Genomic DNA, 19,210 nt, shown 5'->3' with positions numbered 1-19,210 from the left:
CGCTGCTGCAGCGCGCCTACCCGGCCTGACGCCGGTCCGTTCACCCTTGTTCACCCGCGTTCGCCTTCGTTCGCCCGCCCGGAGCCCCGATGAACCTCGTCGCCGCCCTCGACCGCGCCGCTCGTGCGACGCCCGACAAGCCGTTCCTCGTCAACGAATCCGCGACGATCACCTATGCCGCCGCACGCGAGCGCTCGCACCGCGCGGCGGCCGTGCTGAGCGCGCTCGGCGTCGCGGCCGGCGACCGCGTCGCCGCGATGTGCTTCAACACGCCGGCCTTCGTCGACTTGATGTTCGGCGCATGGCGGCTCGGCGCGGCGTTCGTGCCGATCAACCACAAGCTGCAGGCACCGGAAGTCGACTACGTGCTCGAGCACAGCCGCTGCAAGGCGCTGCTGTTCGACGTGGCGCTCGCGCCGGTGGTCGAGCGCCTCGCGCATCCCGCGCGGCGGCTCGTGACCGAGGGCGAACTCGACGGCGTGCCGAACTTCGACACGATGTGCATGACGCGTGACGCCCTCGCGGGGATCGAACCGGCCGACGGCGACATCGCGCAGATTCTCTACACGTCCGGCACGACCGGCCGCCCGAAAGGCTGCGTGCACAGCCATCGCACCGTGACGCTCGCGGCGATGCAGGCGGCGCTCGCGACCGGCATCGGCCGCAACGAGCGCACGCTGATGGCAATGCCGATCTGGCACTCGTCGCCGCTGAACAACTGGTTCGGCGGCACGCTGTTCGCGGGCGGCACCGTCGTGCTGATGCGCGAATACCATCCGCTGCGCTTCCTGCAAACCATCGAGCGCGAACGCGTGACGCTGTATTTCGGCGCGCCGGTGTCGTACACGCTGGCGCTCGACACGGTCGACGGCTTCGGCGCGTTCGACCTGTCGAGCGTGCGCGCGTGGCTGTACGGCGGCGGCCCGATCGGCGCCACGCAGGCCGAACGGCTCGCGCAGGCGTATCGCAGCCATGCGTTCTTCCAGGTGTACGGGATGACCGAAACGGGCCCGGCCGGCACGACGCTGTATCCGGACGAGCAGATCGCGAAGGCCGGCTCGATCGGCCGCCAGGGCGGCCCGGGCGTCGACCTGCGCGTCGTGCGGCTGGACGGCATCGACGCGCGGCCGGGCGAGACCGGCGAGATCTGGCTGAAGGCCGACTGCATGATGCTCGGCTATCTCGACGACGCGGCCGCGACGGACGCGGCGTTCGCGCCGGACGGCTGGTATCGCACCGGCGACATCGCGCGGATCGATCAGGATGGCTACCTGTTCATCGTCGACCGGCTGAAGGACATGATCGTGACCGGTGGAGAGAACGTCTATTCGAAGGAAGTGGAGGACGTGCTCGGCGCGCACCCTGATATCGCCGAGGCGGCCGTCGTCGGGGCCCCGCATCCCGACTGGGGCGAGACGGTCGTCGCGCACGTCGTGCTGCGCGCGAATGCGGCGCCCGACGCGGAGGCGCTGCGCGCGTTCTGCGGCGAGCGGCTGGCCGCGTACAAGATTCCGCGCGAATTCACGTTCGCGCAGGCGCTGCCGCGCACGCCGACCGGCAAGCTGCAGAAGTTCCTGCTGCGCGTGCGCGGGGATTAGCGCCGGCACAAGGCAATGAAAAAGCCACCGGGCCTCGACGGCCCGGTGGCTTTTTTCATGAGTGGGCAGCGATCTTCATCGCCGCCTGCACCTCAAAACATCGCGACAGGCTGCTTACTTGCCGCCGATGCTCTTCAGCGGCTTCCACTCGCCCTTCTCGACCTTGTACATCGTGATGCCGCCGTTCTTCAGGTCGCCCTTCGCGTCATACGCGACGTGCGTCGACGTCACGCCGGCCATGTCGGTCTTCGCGAGCACCGGCAGGTATTTCGCCGGATCGGTCGAATCGGCCTTCTTCATCGCGTTCAGCATCGCCATCGCGCCGTCGTACGCGTACGGCGAGTACGTCTGCACTTCTTCGCCGAAACGCTTCTTGTACTTGTCCGCGTAGGTCTTGCCGCCCGGCATCTCTTCCAGCGGGAGGCCGGCCAGCGAAGCGATCGTGCCGTCGGCCGCGTTGCCCGCGATCTTCAGGAACGTCGGCGTCTTCACCATTTCGCCGCTCATCAGCGGTGCGGTGAAGCCCAGCGCCTTCATCTGCTTGACCATCGGCGCTGCCTGCGAATCCGCGCCGCCGTAGTAGACCATGTCCGGCTTCGCAGCCTTCAGCTTGGTCAGGATCGCCTTGAAGTCGACCGCCTTGTCGTTCGTGAATTCACGGTCGACGATCGTCGCGCCGCCGGCCTTCGCCGCCTTCTCGAACTGGTCGGCGAGACCCTGGCCGTAGGCCGTGCGGTCGTCGACGATCGCGATCTTCTTCATGCCGAGATCCTTCGCCGCGAACGTGCCGGCCACCGAGCCCTGCTGCGTGTCGGACGTCATCATGCGGAAGGTCGTCTTGTAACCCTGCTGCGTGTATTCCGGCGCCGTCGCCATCGCGATTTCCGGAATGCCCGCGTTCGCGTAGATGCGCGAGGCGGGAATCGTCGTGCCCGAGTTGAAGTGGCCGAGCATGCCCTTGATGCCGTCGTCGACGAGCTTCTGTGCAACCGTCGTGCCCGTGCGCGGGTCAGCCTGGTCGTCCTGCGTGCTCAGCACGAACTTCACCGGCTTGCCGCCGATCTTCGGGTTCGTCGCGTTGAAGTCTTCCAGCGCGAGCACGATCCCGTTCTGCATGTCCTTGCCGTAGTGCGCCTGCGCGCCCGTCATCGGCCCTGCGTAACCGATCTTCACGTCATCCGCATGGGCCGTCCCCGCCAGCGACATGACGGCGACGAACGTCGCGCCTGCCACCTTTTTCATCGTGTGTTGCATAGCATCTCCTTGGTACCAGGGTAAATGAAGCGGCTTCGGGATCGCCTTGCCGCTTCTTTGTTTGATCCGAACGGCAAGGATGATCAGCCGATCGTCATCAAATTCGCATTGCCGCCCGCCGCGGCCGTATTCACGCTCACCGAGCGTTCCGTCAGGAGCCGCTCGAGCGCGTAGTCTTCCGCATCGCCGTTCTCGAACGCGCCCACCGACACGCCCTGCACCGATACGATCGGGCCCGGGCGCTGCGCGACGTCCTTCACGAGCGTCTGCAGTTCGTCGCTGTCGCCTTCGAACAGCACCGCGTCGAACGGCGCATCGGCCTGCTTGCGCACGCTCGCATGCGCCTTCAGCGACGCCGGCAGCGCGGCGACCAGCGCCTCGCCGGCCGCGCCCGCGAACAACGCGCGGTTGCCGGTGGCCAGCACCGCCGCGAACTGCGCGCGCGCGCCGCTCGGGGTGGCCGCGACACACAGCACCGTGCCGCGCGGGCCGAGTGTATACGTGTTTCGCTCGCCCGTCGGCCCGGTCAGCACGGCGGTCGCGCCGGCCGGCACCTGTGCCAGATAGCCGTCGCAACGCGCGGCCAGTGCCGGCTCGCGTTGCTCGATCAGCCAGTCGCGCAGCGTCGTGAGCGCCGCCGCCGGATTGCCGCGCGCATCGCCTTCGACCGCGCCGTCCGCGATCAGCGTCTGCGCGAGCGAACGCGGCAGGCCCGACGGACGCGTCGCGAGCAGGCGCTGCAGGTACAGCGCGCCCCCGGCCTTCGGACCCGTGCCCGACAGCCCTTCGCCGCCGAACGGCTGCACGCCGACCACCGCACCGATCACGTTGCGGTTCACGTAGATGTTGCCCACGTGCGCATTCGAGATCACGTGCGCGATCGTCTCGTCGATCCGCGTATGGATCCCGAGCGTCAGCCCGTAACCGGTCGCGCGGATCTGCTCGAGCAGCTTGTCGAGCTGGCTGCGGCGGTAGCGCACCACGTGCAGCACGGGGCCGAACACTTCGCGCTTGAGCTCGTCGATGCTGCCGATCTCGATCAGCGTCGGCGGCACGAACGTGCCGTGCGCGCAGGCCTCGGGCGTCGGCAGTTGCGTGACCGCATGGCCCTTGTCCTTCATCGTCGCGACGTGCGCGTCGATCGTCTGCTTCGCTTCACCGTCGATCACCGGGCCGACGTCCGTCGACAGCCGGTCGGGGTTGCCGAGCGCCAACTCGTGCATCGCGCCCTTGAGCATCGTCAGCGTGCGGTCCGCGACGTCGTCCTGCAGACACAGAACGCGCAGCGCCGAGCACCGTTGACCGGCCGAGTCGAACGACGACTGCATCACGTCCGCAACGACCTGCTCCGCGAGCGCCGACGAGTCGACGATCATCGCATTCTGGCCGCCCGTTTCCGCGATCAGCGGAATCGGCTTGCCCTCCGGGTCGAGGCGCGCGGACAGCGTCTTGTTGATCAGGCGCGCGACTTCGGTCGAGCCCGTGAACATCACCGCACGCGTACGCGGATCGGCGACCAGCGCCGCGCCGACGGTCTCGCCGGTGCCCGGCAGCAGCTGTACCGCGCCGGCCGGCACGCCGGCCTCGCGCAGCAGGCGCACGGCCTGCGCGGCGATCAGCGGCGTCTGTTCGGCCGGCTTCGCGAGCACCGTGTTGCCGGCGGCGAGCGCCGCGGCGACCTGACCCATGAAGATCGCGAGCGGGAAGTTCCACGGGCTGATGCAGACCACGGGGCCGAGCGGGCGATGCGTGTCGTTCGAGAACTCGTCGCGGATCTGCGCCGCGTAGTAGCGCAGGAAGTCGACCGCTTCGCGAATCTCGGCGATCGCGTTCGGCAGCGACTTGCCGGCTTCGCGCACGATCAGGCCCATCAGCGTGTGCATCTGCGCTTCGAGCAGGTCGGCTGCGCGCGCCAGGCAGTCGGCGCGGGCGTCGACCGGCGTCGCCTGCCAGATCGGCGCGGCGGCTACCGCGTGCGCGAGCGCCGCGCTCACGTGTTCGGCCGTCGCCTCGCTGACCGTGCCGACCAGGTCGCGCTGGTCGGCCGGGTTGCGCACGTCGCGTGCCGGTGCGTCGGCGAGCGCGTCGTCGGCGAGCATCGGCGCCGCGCGCCACGGATGATGCGCGCTCGCGAGCAGCGCGGACGACAGCGAGGCGAGCCGGTGTTCGTTCGACAAATCGAGGCCCATCGAATTGGGACGCTCGTCGCCGTACAGGTTGCGCGGCAGCGGGATCTTCGCGTGCGGCGCGCCGAGCGGCACGACTTTCGACGCTTCGTCGACCGGATCGGCGACCAGTTCCTTCACCGACACGGTCTTGTCCGCGATACGGTTCACGAACGACGTGTTCGCGCCGTTCTCGAGCAGGCGGCGCACGAGGTACGCGAGCAGCGTCTCGTGCGTGCCGACCGGTGCGTACACGCGGCACGGACGGTTCAGCTTGTCGCGGCCCGTGACCTCCTCGTACAGCGGCTCGCCCATCCCGTGCAGGCACTGGAATTCGTACTGGCCCGGGTAGTAGTTCTGGCCCGCGAGCTGGTAGATCGCGGCCAGCGTGTACGCGTTGTGCGTCGCGAACTGCGGGTAGACGGCGTCGGGCGCCGCGAGCAGCTTCTTCGCGCACGCGAGGTACGACACGTCGGTGTAGATCTTGCGCGTATAGACCGGATAGCCTTCGAGGCCGTCGACCTGCGCGCGCTTGATCTCGGTATCCCAGTACGCGCCCTTCACGAGGCGGATCATCAGGCGGTGACGGCTGCGGCGCGCGAGATCGATCAGGTAGTCGATCACGAACGGGCAGCGCTTCTGGTAGCCCTGCACCACGAAGCCGATGCCGTTCCAGCCCGCGAGATCCGGATCGAAGCACAGCGCCTCGAGCAGGTCGAGCGACAGCTCGAGGCGGTCGGCCTCTTCAGCGTCGATGTTCAGGCCGATGTCGTAGCGGCGCGCGAGCAGCGCGAGTGCGCGCACGCGCGGCAGCAGCTCGCTCATCGTGCGGTCCTGCTGCGAGCGCGAGTAGCGCGCGTGCAGCGCCGACAGCTTGATCGAGATGCCCGGGCCTTCGTAGATGCCGCGGCCGCCGGCCGCCTTGCCGATCGCGTGGATCGCCTGTTCGTACGACGCGTAGTAGCGCTGCGCGTCCTCTTCGGTCGTCGCCGCTTCGCCGAGCATGTCGTACGAGTAGCGGAAGCCGCGCGCTTCGTACTTGCGGCTGTTCGCGAGCGCTTCGGAAATCGTCTCGCCGGTGACGAACTGTTCGCCCATCAGGCGCATCGCCATGTCGACGCCCTTGCGGATCAGCGGCTCGCCGCCGCGGCCGATCAGGCGCGTGAGCGCCGACGACAGGCCCGCTTCGCTGTTGGTCGTCACGAGCTTGCCGGTGATCATCAGCCCCCAGGTCGCCGCGTTCACGAACAGCGACGGCGCGTGGCCGACGTGCGAGCGCCAGTCGCCCTTGCTGATCTTGTCGCGAATCAGCGCATCGCGCGTCGCGCGATCGGGAATGCGCAGCAGCGCCTCGGCGAGGCACATCAGCGCGACGCCTTCCTGGCTCGACAGCGAGAACTCGTGGATCAGCCCTTCGACGCCGCCGCCCGAGCTTTTCTCGCGCAGCGCCTCGACGAGCTTCGTCGCGAGCGCCTGCACGTCCGCCTGCAGGTTCGCCGGCAGGCGCGCCTGACCGAGCAGGAACGGCACGCATTCCGGCTCCGGGCGGCGGTACGCGGCCGTGATCGCCGCGCGCAGCACCGATTGCGGCTGAACGTTCTGCGCGAACTCGAGGAACGGATGCGGCGAGTTGTCGTCGTCGCCGTCCGCCGCCTGACCGTCGGCGAGCTCCGTCACGCCGCTGTGGCCCGACAGTTCGGGCGGCAACTGGCCGTGCTCGATCCGCTCGAGATACGCGAAGATCGCCTGCTTGATCAGCCAGTGGGGAGTGCGCTCGAGGCGCGCGGCGGCGTCCTTGAGGCGCGAGCGGAGAAGGTCGTCGACTTTGACGCCGAGAGTCGTGCTTGCCATGGTGGGTTCGTGCGCCGGTGCGAGCCCGGCGATGTGGTGTAAGAGGATGCGCGAAATCCTACGGCACGCAATAAAAAGGTGCAACCAAATTACCGAACAGGTTGCACCCATAAGTTAGTCAATATAATCAGCCACTTATGTGGTTGCAACCTAGGGGTTGCCCGTGGTCGGCGGATCGGTGTTTTCCCTGATCGGGCCGGCTGGACGCGCGTGTGCAACCGTCGACGCGCGTGGAAGCGGCCGAAAACGGGTTGCACTGGGTGGGAGAAACGATGCGACGCCCGGTTCGGACGCGCGACGAGAGGCAGGCGGGTGACGCCCGGCGGGCCGGGCTTCTTCATACGGCAGCGCGCCGCTCAGATATCCAGCGGGTCGACTTCGACGCTCCACCGCAGCACGCCCTTCAGCGCCCGCAGTGCCGGCTGCCATGCGCGCAGCGCATGCTGCAGCGCCGCCCGCGATGCGCTTTCGAGCAGCAACTGCGCGCGATGGACGTTCGCGACCTTGACGATCGTCATCGGCACCGCGTCGTACACGGTCACGCGATCGGCGCCCGGCAGCCCCGGCAATGCGGCCGCGGCCTGAAGCAGGAACGCGAGCGCCGCGTCGAGCGTGCGCCCTTCGGCGCGCAGCAGCGCCTGGTAGACGAACGGCGGCAGGTGCGCGTCGCGGCGCTCGCCGAGCGTCGAATTCGCGAAGCCGACGTAATCCTGCCGCCCGAGCGCGTGATACAGCGCATGACGCGGGTAACGCGTCTGCACCATCACCTCGCCCGGCAGCCCGGCCCGCCCCGCGCGGCCGCTCACCTGCATCAACTGCGCGAACAGCCGTTCGCTCGCCCGGAAATCGTGCGAAAACAGCGCGGTGTCGGCATTGAGCACGCCGACGAGCGACACGCGCTGAAAGTCGTGCCCCTTCGCGATCATCTGCGTGCCGACCAGGATGTCGACCTCGCCCGCATGCACGTCGGAGAACAGCGCCTGCGCGCTGCCCTTGCGGCGCGTGCTGTCCGCGTCGATCCGCAGCACCCGCGCGCCCGGCACGGCCTCGGCGAGCGCCTCCTCGATACGCTGCGTGCCGCGCCCGAGCGGCGCGATGTCGACGTTCCCGCACTCCGGACACGACCGCGGAATGCGCGCCTCCCAGCCGCAGTGATGGCAGCGCAGCGCATGCTCGGGCTTGTGCAGGACGACGTACGCGCTGCAGCGCGGACAACCGGCGACCCAGCCGCATGCGTCGCACGCGAGCTGCGGCGCGTAACCGCGCCGGTTCAGGAACACGAGGCTCTGCTCGCCGCGTTCGAGCCGCGCCTTCAGCGCCGCGACGAGCGGCCCCGACAGCCCGCCCATCGACGCGCGGCCGCGCCGCCGCTCCTCTTCGAGATCGATCAGCCGCACGGTCGGCAGCGTCGCGTCGGCCACCGCGCGGCGCGACAGCGTGAGCTTCGTATAGCGCCCCTGCTCGGCCTGCCACCAGCTTTCGAGCGACGGCGTGGCCGAGCCGAGCACGACCGTGATGCCGAGCTGCTTGGCGCGCCACACGGCGAGATCGCGCGCCGAATAGCGCAGCCCTTCCTGCTGCTTGTACGCCGGCTCGTGCTCCTCGTCGACGACGATCAGCGCGAGCGTCGGCATCGACGCCAGCACCGCCAGGCGCGTGCCGAGCACGATCCGCGCGCGGCCCGTGTGGGCGGCCAGCCAGTTGCGCGCCCGCTCGCCCTCGGCGAGCCCGCTGTGCAGCGTGACGATCGCGTCGTCGGCGAGCGCCCCCGCGAAGCGCGCGCGAAACGCGGCCTCGAACTGCGGCGTCAGGTTGATTTCGGGCACGAGCACGAGCGCCTGCGCGTCCGGCCGTGCATCGAGCAGCGACGCGAGCGCATGCAGATAGACCTCGGTCTTGCCGCTGCCCGTCACGCCGTGCAGCAGGAACGGCGCGAAGCCCGCTGCCGCGCGGATCGCGTCGAGCGCCTCGGCCTGCTGGTCGGTCAGTGCCGGCGGCACGGTTCGTCCACCGGTTGTCGACAGGTTATCCACAGCTTTGGGCACAGGCGCATCGGCCCAGCCGATCTCCTCGACGTCGACCCAGCCGCGCGCGGCCCAGTCGTCGAGCGTCGCGGCCGCCTTCGGATGCAGCGCCCGCGCGTCGGGCAGCGTCAACGAACCGGTATCGACGAGCGCCTGTGCAAGCCGCCGCAGCGCGGCGCCGCGCGCGGGCAATGCATCGGGCAACGCCGCGCGGCCGGCTTCGGTCGGCTGGTAGCGCACTTCGGGCGCGAGCAGCCGCCCCCAGCGCCCGGCGTCGCGCAGCGCCTGCGGCAGCGCCGGCAGCGCAACCTCGCCGCGCCCGCGCTGATAGTAGTCGGCGGCGAACGACACCAGGGCGAGCCAGTCCGCCGACAGCGGGGGCAGGTCGGCGCAGATCGCGTCGACCGCGCGCAGCCGTGACGGCGGCACATCGGTGTGAGTCGTCACTTCGCAAACGAGCCCGACGGCCTGCCGCTTGCCGAACGGCACCTGCACGAGCGTGCCGGGCACGGGTGCCGGCTGCGCGTCGCAGCGGTAGTCGAACAGGGTCGCGAGCGGATGGTCGAGCGCGACGCGCAGGTAGGTGCCGCTCATTGCGGCGCCCCACCGTCAGCGGTACGCGAAGGACAGGCGGCTTGCATCCGCGTCCGCATCGCGGCAGCGAACTTAAAGTAAAACTTCAGATTCCGCGCTAAGTTTTGGATTCGCATTAGGAATCGCCGTATACCCTGCCCAGTCCTGTGGATAACTTTGTTGAGAACTCGCCCCCGAATGGCCGCAACGCGCGCGGGGCCGTGCTTTCCGCTGTTTTTCGCCGCGCGGGGCGCCGCCCCGCGGAGCCTTATTCCATAAGGCTGCTATTCAAATTACCGAACAATAGCGAGACAAATTGACCGATACAGGGCTCTACCGCGCTGCAACGTGGAAAATGTGTATAAGTCAAGTCTTGACAAGCACCGGATCGGCAGCGGGAGCGGGGTTGCGCCCTGTTTAGTCCCGACAGCGAAACGCTGTCATCCCGCAGTGCAGCATGACAACGCTTGCGTTCAGCCAGCGGCTCGGCTACGGATCGCGCGGCTGTGGTTGTGTACTTCGTCGACGAGTTCGGCGACGTGATCGGGCGACGTGAATTGCGAGATGCCGTGGCCGAGGTTGAACACGTGGCCCGGATGGTTGCCGTAGCTGTCGAGCACCGCGCGCGCCTGTTCGCGCACCGCGGCCGGCGGCGCAAACAGGATCGTCGGATCGAGGTTGCCCTGCAGCGCGACACGCCCCGCGACGCGCTCGCGCGCGGCGCCGAGGTTGACCGTCCAGTCGAGCCCGACCGCATCGACGCCGGTCGCCGCGATCTCCTCGAGCCACAGCCCGCCGCCCTTCGTGAACGTGATCACCGGCACGCGCTCGCCGTCGTGCTCGCGCTTGAGCTGGCTCACCACGCGGCGGATGTAGTCGAGCGAGAAGCGCTGGTATGCGCCGTCGGCCAGCGCGCCGCCCCACGTATCGAAGATCATCACGGCCTGCGCGCCCGCTTCGATCTGCGCGTTCAGGTACGCGGCCACCGCCTGCGCATTCACGTCGAGGATCCGGTGCATCAGGTCGGGGCGCGAATACGCCATCGACTTCACCGTGCGGAAATCGTCCGACCCGCCGCCTTCGACCATGTAGCACGCGAGCGTCCACGGGCTGCCCGAGAAGCCGATCAGCGGCACGCGCTGGCGGCCCTGGCCGTCGGTGAGCGCGCGGCGGATCTCGCGCACGGCGCCCGTCACATAACCGAGCGTCTCCTCGATGTCCGGCACCGCAAGCTTCGCGACGTCGGCCTCGGTGCGCACCGGATGCGCGAACTTCGGCCCTTCGCCGACCTGGAAGTCGAGACCGAGCCCCATCGCGTCGGGAATCGTCAGGATGTCCGAGAACAGGATCGCGGCGTCGAGCGGGAAACGCTCGAGCGGCTGCAGCGTCACCTCGGTCGCGTAGTCGGGATTCTTCGCGAGGCCGAGGAAGCTGCCGGCGCGCGCACGCGTCGCGTTGTATTCGGGCAGGTAGCGGCCGGCCTGGCGCATCAGCCAGATCGGCGTGTAGTCGGTCGGCTCGCGCAGAAGCGCACGCAGGAAGGTGTCGTTGAGCAGGTTATGGGCCACGGTAGGAGCGACGATGCGAAGGCAAAGCGGCATTTTACCGGACAGCCGCCCTCAGGCTGCGCATGCCGACGCGATGGCGGCCATATGACGCGCGCGATGGCTCCGTTATGATCGGACGCTCATATCGAATGAAGGAGGAGACCGATGAAGACATTCGCCACGCTCGCCGCGGCCGCGCTGCTCTGCTGCGCCGCCGCGCACGCGCAGACCACCACCGGCACCACCGCCGCCGCACCGGGTGCCGGTTCGCGGCTCGACGACGTGCTCGCGCGCGGCACGCTGCGCGTGTGCACGACGGGCGACTACAAGCCGTATTCGTACTACCGCGCGGACGGCCGTTTCGAGGGCATCGACATCGACATGGCCGAATCGCTCGCGAAATCGCTCGGCGTGAAGACCGACTTCGTGAAGACGAGCTGGCCGAACCTGACCGCCGATTTCGTCGCGAAATGCGACATCGCGGTGGGCGGCGTGTCGACGACGCTCGAGCGCCAGAAGCGCGTGTTCTTCACGCAGCCGTACGTCGTCGACGGCAAGACGCCGATCGTGCGCTGCGCGGACGCCGACAAGTACCAGACCGTCGCGCAGATCGACCGGCCCGAGACGCGTGTGATCGTGAATCCGGGCGGCACCAACGAGCGGTTCGCGAAACAGTTCTTCACACATGCGAACCTGACCGTCTATCCGGACAACGTGACGATCTTCAAGCAGATCCTCGCGGGCAAGGCCGACGTGATGGTGACGGATGCGTCCGAGACGCAGTTGCAGCAAAAGCTGAATCCGGGGCTGTGCTCGGTGCATCCGGACAAGCCGTTCCAGTTCGGCGAGAAGGCGTACATGGTGCCGCGCGGCGACGTCGTGTTCCAGCAATACGTCGACCAGTGGCTGCATCTCGCGCTGTCGACCGGCGAATACCAGGCGATTTCGGACAAGTGGCTGAAGTGAGAAGCCCGTCCGCGGCGGCCGATAACGGGCATCGACCCCGTGGCCGCCGCCTGCCGAATGCGCGGCATGGCGGCGGCGAACCTGCCGCCGTTACACATTGCCCTCGCGTCGCCCGACCCGACAATCGGCGCGAAACCACCCGAATCGGCCGATCGGCCGACTTCCGCGCATTCCGATCACGTTTCAAAATCTTTCTGACGAATGAATCGTCATCCGCGGTATCGATCATGCCGCGCACTTTCTGACGTGAAAATCGGCCATTCATCGCGCCCGATACGCATGAAAAACGCATCGTGCGCATCGGCTGAAAACGCAGCGGAAAATATGGGTAAAAATGACCTTTTTCAGGACCCCGAAAACAGCAAAAAATCCCGGGAAGCCTTATCTGGCGGGCGTTACAACCTGAAACACTTTGTTACCGCGACGGGTCATTAATTCGCCCACAATGGCCTCAACGGTTTCAACACGGATGCGGTCTCGTGTGCCAAGTGTGAGCGGACGCGAAGCGCTGCGAGCCAGTCGGTCACGTACCGAAGCCCTTCCGAGGGGCATCCCTGTTGGAGTCGTTTCCGGCCCCCCGCCGGATTCGGTTTCATCTTTGGTCTCCTCGCGCTAACCCCGTAGCGTGTGGTTTTTAGCGGGCTAATAAGCCCGCTTTTTTTCGTCCATCGAAAACGTAACGGCCCGCAGGCCGCCACGTTTTTTCCCGCATTTTTCCCGCGCCGTCCCGCATCAAGCGGTCTTCTGCACGTCGAGCTTCAGCTCCTCGATCATCCGGTCGCGCATCACGAACTTCTGCACCTTGCCCGTCACCGTCATCGGCAGCTCGTCGACGAAGCGGATGTAGCGCGGAATCTTGTAGTGCGCGATCTGCCCGCTGCAGAACGCACGCACGTCGTCCTCCGTCATCTGCTCGTCCGCGCGCAGCACGATCCACGCGCACAGCTCCTCGCCGTACTTCGCATCCGGCACGCCGAACACCTGCGCGCTCTGGATCTTCGGATGCCGAAACAGGAACTCCTCGATCTCGCGCGGATAGACGTTCTCGCCGCCGCGGATCACCATGTCCTTCAGGCGCCCGACGATATTGCAGTAGCCGTCCGCATCGAGCGTCGCGAGGTCGCCCGTGTGCATCCAGCCGTCGACCAGCACCTCGCGCGTCTTCGCGTCGTCGTCCCAGTAGCCGAGCATCACCGAATAGCCCTTCGTGCAAAGCTCGCCCGTCGCGCCGACCGGCACGATGTCGCCGCTCGCATCGACGATCTTCACTTCCAGGTGTGGCTGGATGCGGCCGACCGTCGTCGTGCGCTTCTCGAGCGGATCGTCGGTCGAACTCTGGAACGATACGGGGCTCGTCTCCGTCATCCCGTACGCGATCGTGATCTCCGACAGGTGCATCTGCGACACGACGCGCTTCATCGTCTCGATCGGGCACGGCGAGCCGGCCATGATCCCGGTGCGCAGCGTCGAAAGATCGAAGGTCGAGAACGCCGGATGATCGAGCTCGGCGATGAACATCGTCGGCACGCCGTGCAGCGCGGTGCAGCGCTCGCCGGCCACGGCCGCGAGCGTCGCAACCGGATCGAACGCCTCGCCGGGGAACACCATCGCCGCGCCCTTCGACACGCACGCGAGCACGGCCAGCACCATCCCGAAGCAGTGATAGAGCGGCACCGGGATGCATAGCGTGTCGTGCTCGGTGAAGCGCATCGCGGTCGCGATCGAGCGCCCGTTGTTGACGACGTTGCGGTGCGTGAGCGTCGCGCCCTTCGGGCTGCCGGTCGTGCCGCTCGTGAACTGGATGTTGATCGGTTCGTTGGCCGTGAGCGTCGCGCCGATTGCATCGAGCAATCCCGGATCGACGGCCTGGCGGCCGCGTGTCATCACGTCCGCGAAGCGGAACATGCCGGCCGGCGCGACGTCGCCCATCGACACGACCGTGCGCAGGCTCGGCACGCGTGCCGCGTGCAGGTCGCCCGGCGTCGTGGTCGCGAGCTCCGGCGCGATGGCCTGCAGCATCTCGACGTAGGCCGACGACTTGAAGCGCTCGGCCGTGATCACGGCCTTGCAGCCGACCTTGTTCAGCGCGTATTCGAGCTCGGCGAGCCGGTAGGCCGGATTCAGGTTGACGAGCACCGCACCGATGCGCGCGGTCGCGAACTGCGTGAGCAGCCATTCGCTGCGGTTCGGCGACCAGATGCCGACGCGGTCGCCCTTCACGATACCGAGCGCGGCCAGCCCCGCCGCGAGCACGTCGACCTCGTTCGCGAACTCGCGCCAGGTCCAGCGCACCTGCTGCTCGCGGAACACGACGGCCGGACGGTCGGGAAAGCGGCCGGCGGTGTCGCGCAGGAACCGGCCGATCGTCGCGTCGGACAGCGGCACGTCGGTCGCGCCACGCACGTACGACAAGCCGTTCTCGGGCGCGATCAGCGCGCCCACGCCAAGGTCTGCTGCCATGAATGTCTCCGTCTTTTTGGTCTGATCGGCCCGCGCGCGCCTGCCACGCCCGCCTCCATCGCCTCGATCGCGACGGACAGCCTCACTGCGGATGATGCCGCGCTCCGCTGACGACACTCTGACATCAATTCGCGGCGGACGGATGAAATAGCACGACCGGACGGAATGATCTGGCCCGCAATCCGCAGACGAAAAAAAAGCAGCCCGAAGGCTGCTTTCTTTCGCGGGATACGCGGCGCGGCTTAGTGCCGGCTGCGGATCTTCGCCAGACGCTGGATCGCTTCGAGCTGCGCCATCGCGGTCGCGAGCTCGGATTGCGCCTTCGCGAGGTCGAGATCCGACTTCGCGTTCTGCAGCGTTTCCTCGGCACGCTTGCGCGCTTCCTCGGCTTTCGCCGCGTCGAGGTCCTTGCCGCGGATCGCGGTATCGGCGAGCACCGTCACGGCGCCCGGCTGCACTTCGAGAATGCCGCCCGCGACGAACACGAATTCGTCGTTGCCGCCCTCGACTTCGATGCGCACCGCACCCGGACGAATCCGCGTGATCAGCGGCGTGTGACCCGGCAGAATGCCCAGCTCACCCGTTTCGCCCGGCAGCGCGACGAATTTCGCCTCGCCCGAGAAGATCTGCTCTTCCGCGCTGACGACGTCTACTTTGATGGTTGCCATATCGACTCCTGGTTGAGCGTATTACGTGGGCGCCGTGTCTCCTGTCCCCGGGGGTACAGGAGAATCAACGACCTCAACGGCGCCCGCTGCGTTACACCCGACCCTTACTGGATCTTCTTGGCCTTTTCGAAGGCTTCGTCGATCGTGCCGACCATGTAGAACGCCTGTTCCGGCAGGTGGTCGCACTCGCCGTCGACGATCATCTTGAAGCCGCGGATCGTTTCCTTCAGCGGCACGTACTTGCCCGGCGAGCCCGTGAACACTTCAGCAACGTGGAACGGCTGCGACAGGAAACGCTGGATCTTACGTGCACGTGCGACCGACAGCTTGTCTTCCGGCGACAGTTCGTCCATGCCCAGAATCGCGATGATGTCGCGCAGTTCCTTGTAGCGCTGCAGCGTCTGCTGAACGCGACGGGTGATCGAGTAGTGCTCTTCACCGATCACGTTCGGATCGATCTGGCGCGACGTCGAGTCGAGCGGGTCGACCGCCGGGTAGATACCCAGCGAAGCGATGTCACGCGACAGAACGACGGTTGCGTCCAGGTGGCCGAAGGTCGTCGCCGGCGACGGGTCGGTCAAGTCGTCCGCAGGGACGTACACGGCCTGGACCGACGTAATCGAGCCCTTCTTGGTCGACGTGATGCGCTCTTGCAGCTTGCCCATTTCTTCAGCCAGCGTCGGCTGATAGCCCACTGCCGACGGCATACGGCCGAGCAGTGCCGACACTTCGGTACCGGCCAGCGTGAAACGGTAGATGTTGTCGACGAAGAACAGCACGTCGAGGCCTTCGTCACGGAAGTGCTCGGCCATCGTCAGGCCGGTCAGCGCGACGCGCAGACGGTTGCCCGGCGGCTCGTTCATCTGGCCGTACACCAGCGCGACCTTGTCGAGAACGTTCGAGTCCTTCATTTCGTGGTAGAAGTCGTTCCCTTCACGGGTACGCTCGCCCACGCCCGCGAACACGGAGTAACCGCCGTGTTCCTTCGCGATGTTGTTGATGAGCTCCATCATGTTGACGGTCTTGCCCACGCCGGCACCGCCGAACAGGCCAACCTTGCCGCCCTTGGCGAACGGGCAGATCAGGTCGATGACCTTGATACCCGTTTCGAGCAGTTCGGTCGACGGCGACAGTTCGTCGAACGCCGGAGCCTTCTGGTGGATCGAACGCGTATGTTCGCTTTCGATCGGGCCGGCTTCGTCGATCGGACGGCCGAGGACGTCCATGATCCGGCCGAGGGTCGGCTTGCCGACCGGCACCGAAATCGGCTTTGCCGTGTTCTTCACGGTCAGGCCGCGGCGCAGGCCGTCGGAAGCACCCAGACAGATGGTACGGACCACGCCGTCGCCCAGCTGCTGCTGGACTTCGAGCGTCAGTTCCGAGCCATCGAGAATAAGCGCGTCGTAGATCTTCGGCATGCTGTCGCGCGGGAATTCCACGTCGATAACGGCGCCGATGCACTGTACGATCTTGCCTTCTACCAAAGCAGCAGTACTCATCGCTTTTCCTTTAAATACCTGATTCTTTACTCGCGCAAAGGCGCAGTTGTCGTCCCGGGCGCGCGCTTAAACAGCGGCTGCGCCGCCGACGATCTCCGACAGTTCTTTCGTGATCGCGGCCTGACGGCTCTTGTTGTACACGAGCTGCAGTTCGCTGATCACCGTCTTCGCGTTGTCGGACGCGGCCTTCATCGCGACCATGCGCGCCGATTGCTCGGACGCCATGTTTTCCGCGACGGCCTGGTACACCAGCGCCTCGACGTAACGCACGAGCAGTTCGTCGACGACTGCCTGCGCGTCCGGCTCGTAGATGTAGTCCCACGACGTGGCCGGCGTACCGTCATCGGCTTCGAAGTGTTCCGACGACAGCGGCAGCAGCTGCTCGATCACGGCTTCCTGCTTCATCGTGTTGACGAAGCGCGTGTAAGCGATATAAACCGCCGACAGCTTGCCTTCCGAATACAGATCGAGCTGCGTCTTCACGGCGCCGATCAGCTTGTCCAGATGCGGGGTGTCGCCGAGGTGCACGACCTGCGACATCACCTTCGCGCCGAAGCGGTTCAGGAACCCGAGGCCCTTGCCGCCGATCGCGGTGGCTTCGACCTTCTGGCCCTTCTCTTCCAGCTCCTTGAACTTCTGCACCGTCGCACGCAGCACGTTGGTGTTCAAACCGCCGCACAACCCCTTGTCCGTCGTGACGAGGATGATGCCGGCCGTCTTCGCGCCGTCGTTTGCCACCATGAACGGGTGGCGGTACTCCGGGTTCGCACGGCTCATGTGCGCGGCGATGGCACGGACCTTGTCCGCATACGGACGAGCGGCGCGCATGCGTTCCTGCGCGCGGCGCATCTTCGATGCGGCCACCATCTCCATCGCCTTCGTGATCTTGCGCGTGTTCTGCACGCTCTTGATCTTGCCGCGAATTTCCTTCATTCCAGCCATAGCTTGCTCCTTTGCGCCCCGGGTTAGCGCTTTAGCGCTTTACTCGGGGCTCATGCATCGCTCACCGAAGCGGCGCGGGCGCATCAGCACCCGCGCGGCCTCAATGTGTCACTCGCGGATCAATAGGCACCGGACTTCTTGAAGGATTCGATCGCCGAGCGCAGTGCGCCTTCGTCGTCCTTCGAGAGATCCTTGGTGTCTTCGATGCGCTTGATGAGGTCAGCGTGGCTGGTCTTCAGGTTTTCGCGCAGGCCCTTCTCGAACGACAGCACTTGCTTGACGTCGAGATCGTCGAGGTAGCCGTTGTTCGCGGCATACAGCGACACGGCCAGTTCCCAGACCTGCAGCGGCTGGTACTGCGGCTGCTTCAGCAGTTCCGTCACGCGGCGGCCGCGCTCGAGCTGCTTGCGGGTCGCTTCGTCGAGGTCCGATGCGAACTGCGCGAATGCAGCCAGTTCACGGTACTGCGCGAGGTCGGTACGGATACCGCCCGACAGCTTCTTCACGACCTTCGTCTGAGCGGCGCCACCGACTCGCGACACCGACACGCCGGCGTTGATTGCCGGGCGGATGCCTGCGTTGAACAGGTCGGTTTCCAGGAAGATCTGGCCGTCGGTGATCGAGATCACGTTCGTCGGAACGAACGCGGTCACGTCGCCCGCCTGCGTTTCGATGACCGGCAGTGCCGTCAGCGAACCGCTCTTGCCCTTCACTTCACCGTTCGTGAACTTCTCGACGTACTCTTCCGACACGCGAGCGGCACGCTCCAGCAGGCGCGAGTGCAGATAGAACACGTCGCCCGGGTACGCTTCACGGCCCGGCGGGCGGCGCAGCAGCAGCGAGATCTGACGGTATGCCCAGGCTTGCTTGGTCAAGTCGTCATAGATGATCAGCGCGTCCTGGCCACGGTCGCGGAAGTATTCGCCCATCGTGCAGCCGGCGTACGGTGCGAGGTACTGCATCGCGGCCGAATCCGACGCCGAAGCGGCGACGACGATCGTGTATTCCATCGCGCCCGTTTCTTCGAGCTTGCGAACCACGTTCATGATCGACGAAGCCTTCTGGCCGATCGCGACGTAGATACAGATCAGGTCCTTGCCCTTCTGGTTGATGATCGCGTCGAGCGCCACCGCGGTCTTGCCGCACTGACGGTCGCCGATGATCAGCTCACGCTGGCCACGGCCGATCGGCACCATCGCGTCGATCGACTTGATGCCCGTCTGCACCGGCTGCGACACCGACTTGCGCCAGATCACGCCCGGGGCGATCTTTTCGATCGCGTCGGTCAGCTTCGCGTTGACCGGGCCCTTGCCGTCGATCGGGTTGCCGAGCGCATCGACCACGCGGCCGACGAGTTCCGGACCCACCGGCACTTCGAGAATGCGGCCCGTCGTCTTGACGACGTCGCCTTCCGAGATGTGTTCGTATTCGCCGAGAATCACCGCGCCGACCGAGTCGCGCTCGAGGTTCAGCGCGAGACCGAACGTGTTGCCCGGAAACTCGAGCATTTCGCCCTGCATCACGTCCGACAGGCCGTGGATACGCACGATACCGTCGGTCACGGAGATCACGGTGCCCTGGTTGCGAACGTCTGCGCTCGCTTCAAGGCCCTGGATCCGGCTCTTGATCAGCTCGCTGATCTCAGAGGGATTGAGTTGCATTA

At 66.6% G+C, this 19,210-nt stretch carries 12 protein-coding genes; 3 read left to right on the top strand and 9 right to left on the bottom strand.

The window, feature by feature from the left end; translation table 11 throughout:
- Positions 1-89: 89 nt before the first annotated feature.
- Complete coding sequence (locus G3N62_RS10745) at positions 90-1,598, top strand: AMP-binding protein (protein WP_124670651.1); 1,509 nt, start codon at positions 90-92, stop codon at positions 1,596-1,598.
- Between the two features lie 114 nt (positions 1,599-1,712).
- Here the strand turns inward: G3N62_RS10745 and G3N62_RS10740 are convergent, their stop codons facing one another.
- The 4 genes from G3N62_RS10740 to hemE form a co-directional block, all read right to left on the bottom strand.
- Entirely contained in the window at positions 1,713-2,852 is a 1,140-nt protein-coding gene (locus G3N62_RS10740) for a branched-chain amino acid ABC transporter substrate-binding protein (RefSeq protein WP_034188163.1), read from the bottom strand.
- Positions 2,853-2,935: 83 nt separating this feature from the next.
- Positions 2,936-6,868, bottom strand: a complete 3,933-nt coding sequence (gene putA, locus G3N62_RS10735; protein WP_034188164.1) for a trifunctional transcriptional regulator/proline dehydrogenase/L-glutamate gamma-semialdehyde dehydrogenase — start codon at positions 6,866-6,868, stop codon at positions 2,936-2,938.
- A gap of 356 nt (positions 6,869-7,224) precedes the next feature.
- On the bottom strand, positions 7,225-9,486 hold the full coding sequence (locus G3N62_RS10730; protein ID WP_124608620.1) for a primosomal protein N': 2,262 nt from the start codon (positions 9,484-9,486) through the stop codon (positions 7,225-7,227).
- A gap of 452 nt (positions 9,487-9,938) precedes the next feature.
- Entirely contained in the window at positions 9,939-11,033 is a 1,095-nt protein-coding gene (gene hemE / locus G3N62_RS10725; protein ID WP_034188166.1) for a uroporphyrinogen decarboxylase, read from the bottom strand.
- A 144-nt stretch (positions 11,034-11,177) separates the two neighbouring features.
- On the opposite strand from hemE, the gene G3N62_RS10720 reads away from it, so the two are divergent.
- Both G3N62_RS10720 and G3N62_RS10715 read left to right on the top strand, forming a co-directional pair.
- Positions 11,178-11,978: a transporter substrate-binding domain-containing protein gene (locus G3N62_RS10720; protein WP_124670652.1), complete on the top strand. Its 801-nt coding sequence runs from the start codon at positions 11,178-11,180 to the stop codon at positions 11,976-11,978.
- A 279-nt stretch (positions 11,979-12,257) separates the two neighbouring features.
- Entirely contained in the window at positions 12,258-12,413 is a 156-nt protein-coding gene (locus G3N62_RS10715) for a hypothetical protein (protein WP_167361860.1), read from the top strand.
- A 297-nt stretch (positions 12,414-12,710) separates the two neighbouring features.
- On the opposite strand, the gene G3N62_RS10710 is transcribed toward G3N62_RS10715, so the two are convergent.
- The 5 genes from G3N62_RS10710 to atpA all read right to left on the bottom strand — a co-directional run bounded on the left by G3N62_RS10710 (position 12,711) and on the right by atpA (position 19,208).
- The gene (locus G3N62_RS10710) at positions 12,711-14,438 is read right to left on the bottom strand and encodes an AMP-binding protein (RefSeq protein ID WP_124670653.1); all 1,728 of its coding nucleotides are present in this window, start codon (positions 14,436-14,438) and stop codon (positions 12,711-12,713) included.
- A 242-nt stretch (positions 14,439-14,680) separates the two neighbouring features.
- Positions 14,681-15,106 (bottom strand): F0F1 ATP synthase subunit epsilon, encoded by a 426-nt coding sequence (locus G3N62_RS10705; RefSeq protein ID WP_006477288.1) that lies wholly within the window; start codon positions 15,104-15,106, stop codon positions 14,681-14,683.
- 104 nt (positions 15,107-15,210) lie between these two features.
- Complete coding sequence (gene atpD / locus G3N62_RS10700; RefSeq protein ID WP_034188169.1) at positions 15,211-16,605, bottom strand: F0F1 ATP synthase subunit beta; 1,395 nt, start codon at positions 16,603-16,605, stop codon at positions 15,211-15,213.
- Between the two features lie 66 nt (positions 16,606-16,671).
- Entirely contained in the window at positions 16,672-17,547 is an 876-nt protein-coding gene (atpG, locus tag G3N62_RS10695) for a F0F1 ATP synthase subunit gamma (RefSeq protein WP_034188170.1), read from the bottom strand.
- A gap of 119 nt (positions 17,548-17,666) precedes the next feature.
- A complete protein-coding gene (gene atpA, locus G3N62_RS10690) occupies positions 17,667-19,208 on the bottom strand; it encodes a F0F1 ATP synthase subunit alpha (RefSeq protein ID WP_034188171.1) in 1,542 nt (513 codons plus the stop codon).
- Between the last annotated feature and the right edge of the window lie 2 nt (positions 19,209-19,210).

Origin of the sequence: Burkholderia sp. Tr-20355, assembly GCF_017104685.1 — a bacterium.
Lineage (GTDB): Bacteria > Pseudomonadota > Gammaproteobacteria > Burkholderiales > Burkholderiaceae > Burkholderia > Burkholderia seminalis.
The sequence above is the reverse complement of the archived record's forward strand: the minus strand, read 5'-3'. Positions and strand labels throughout refer to the sequence as shown.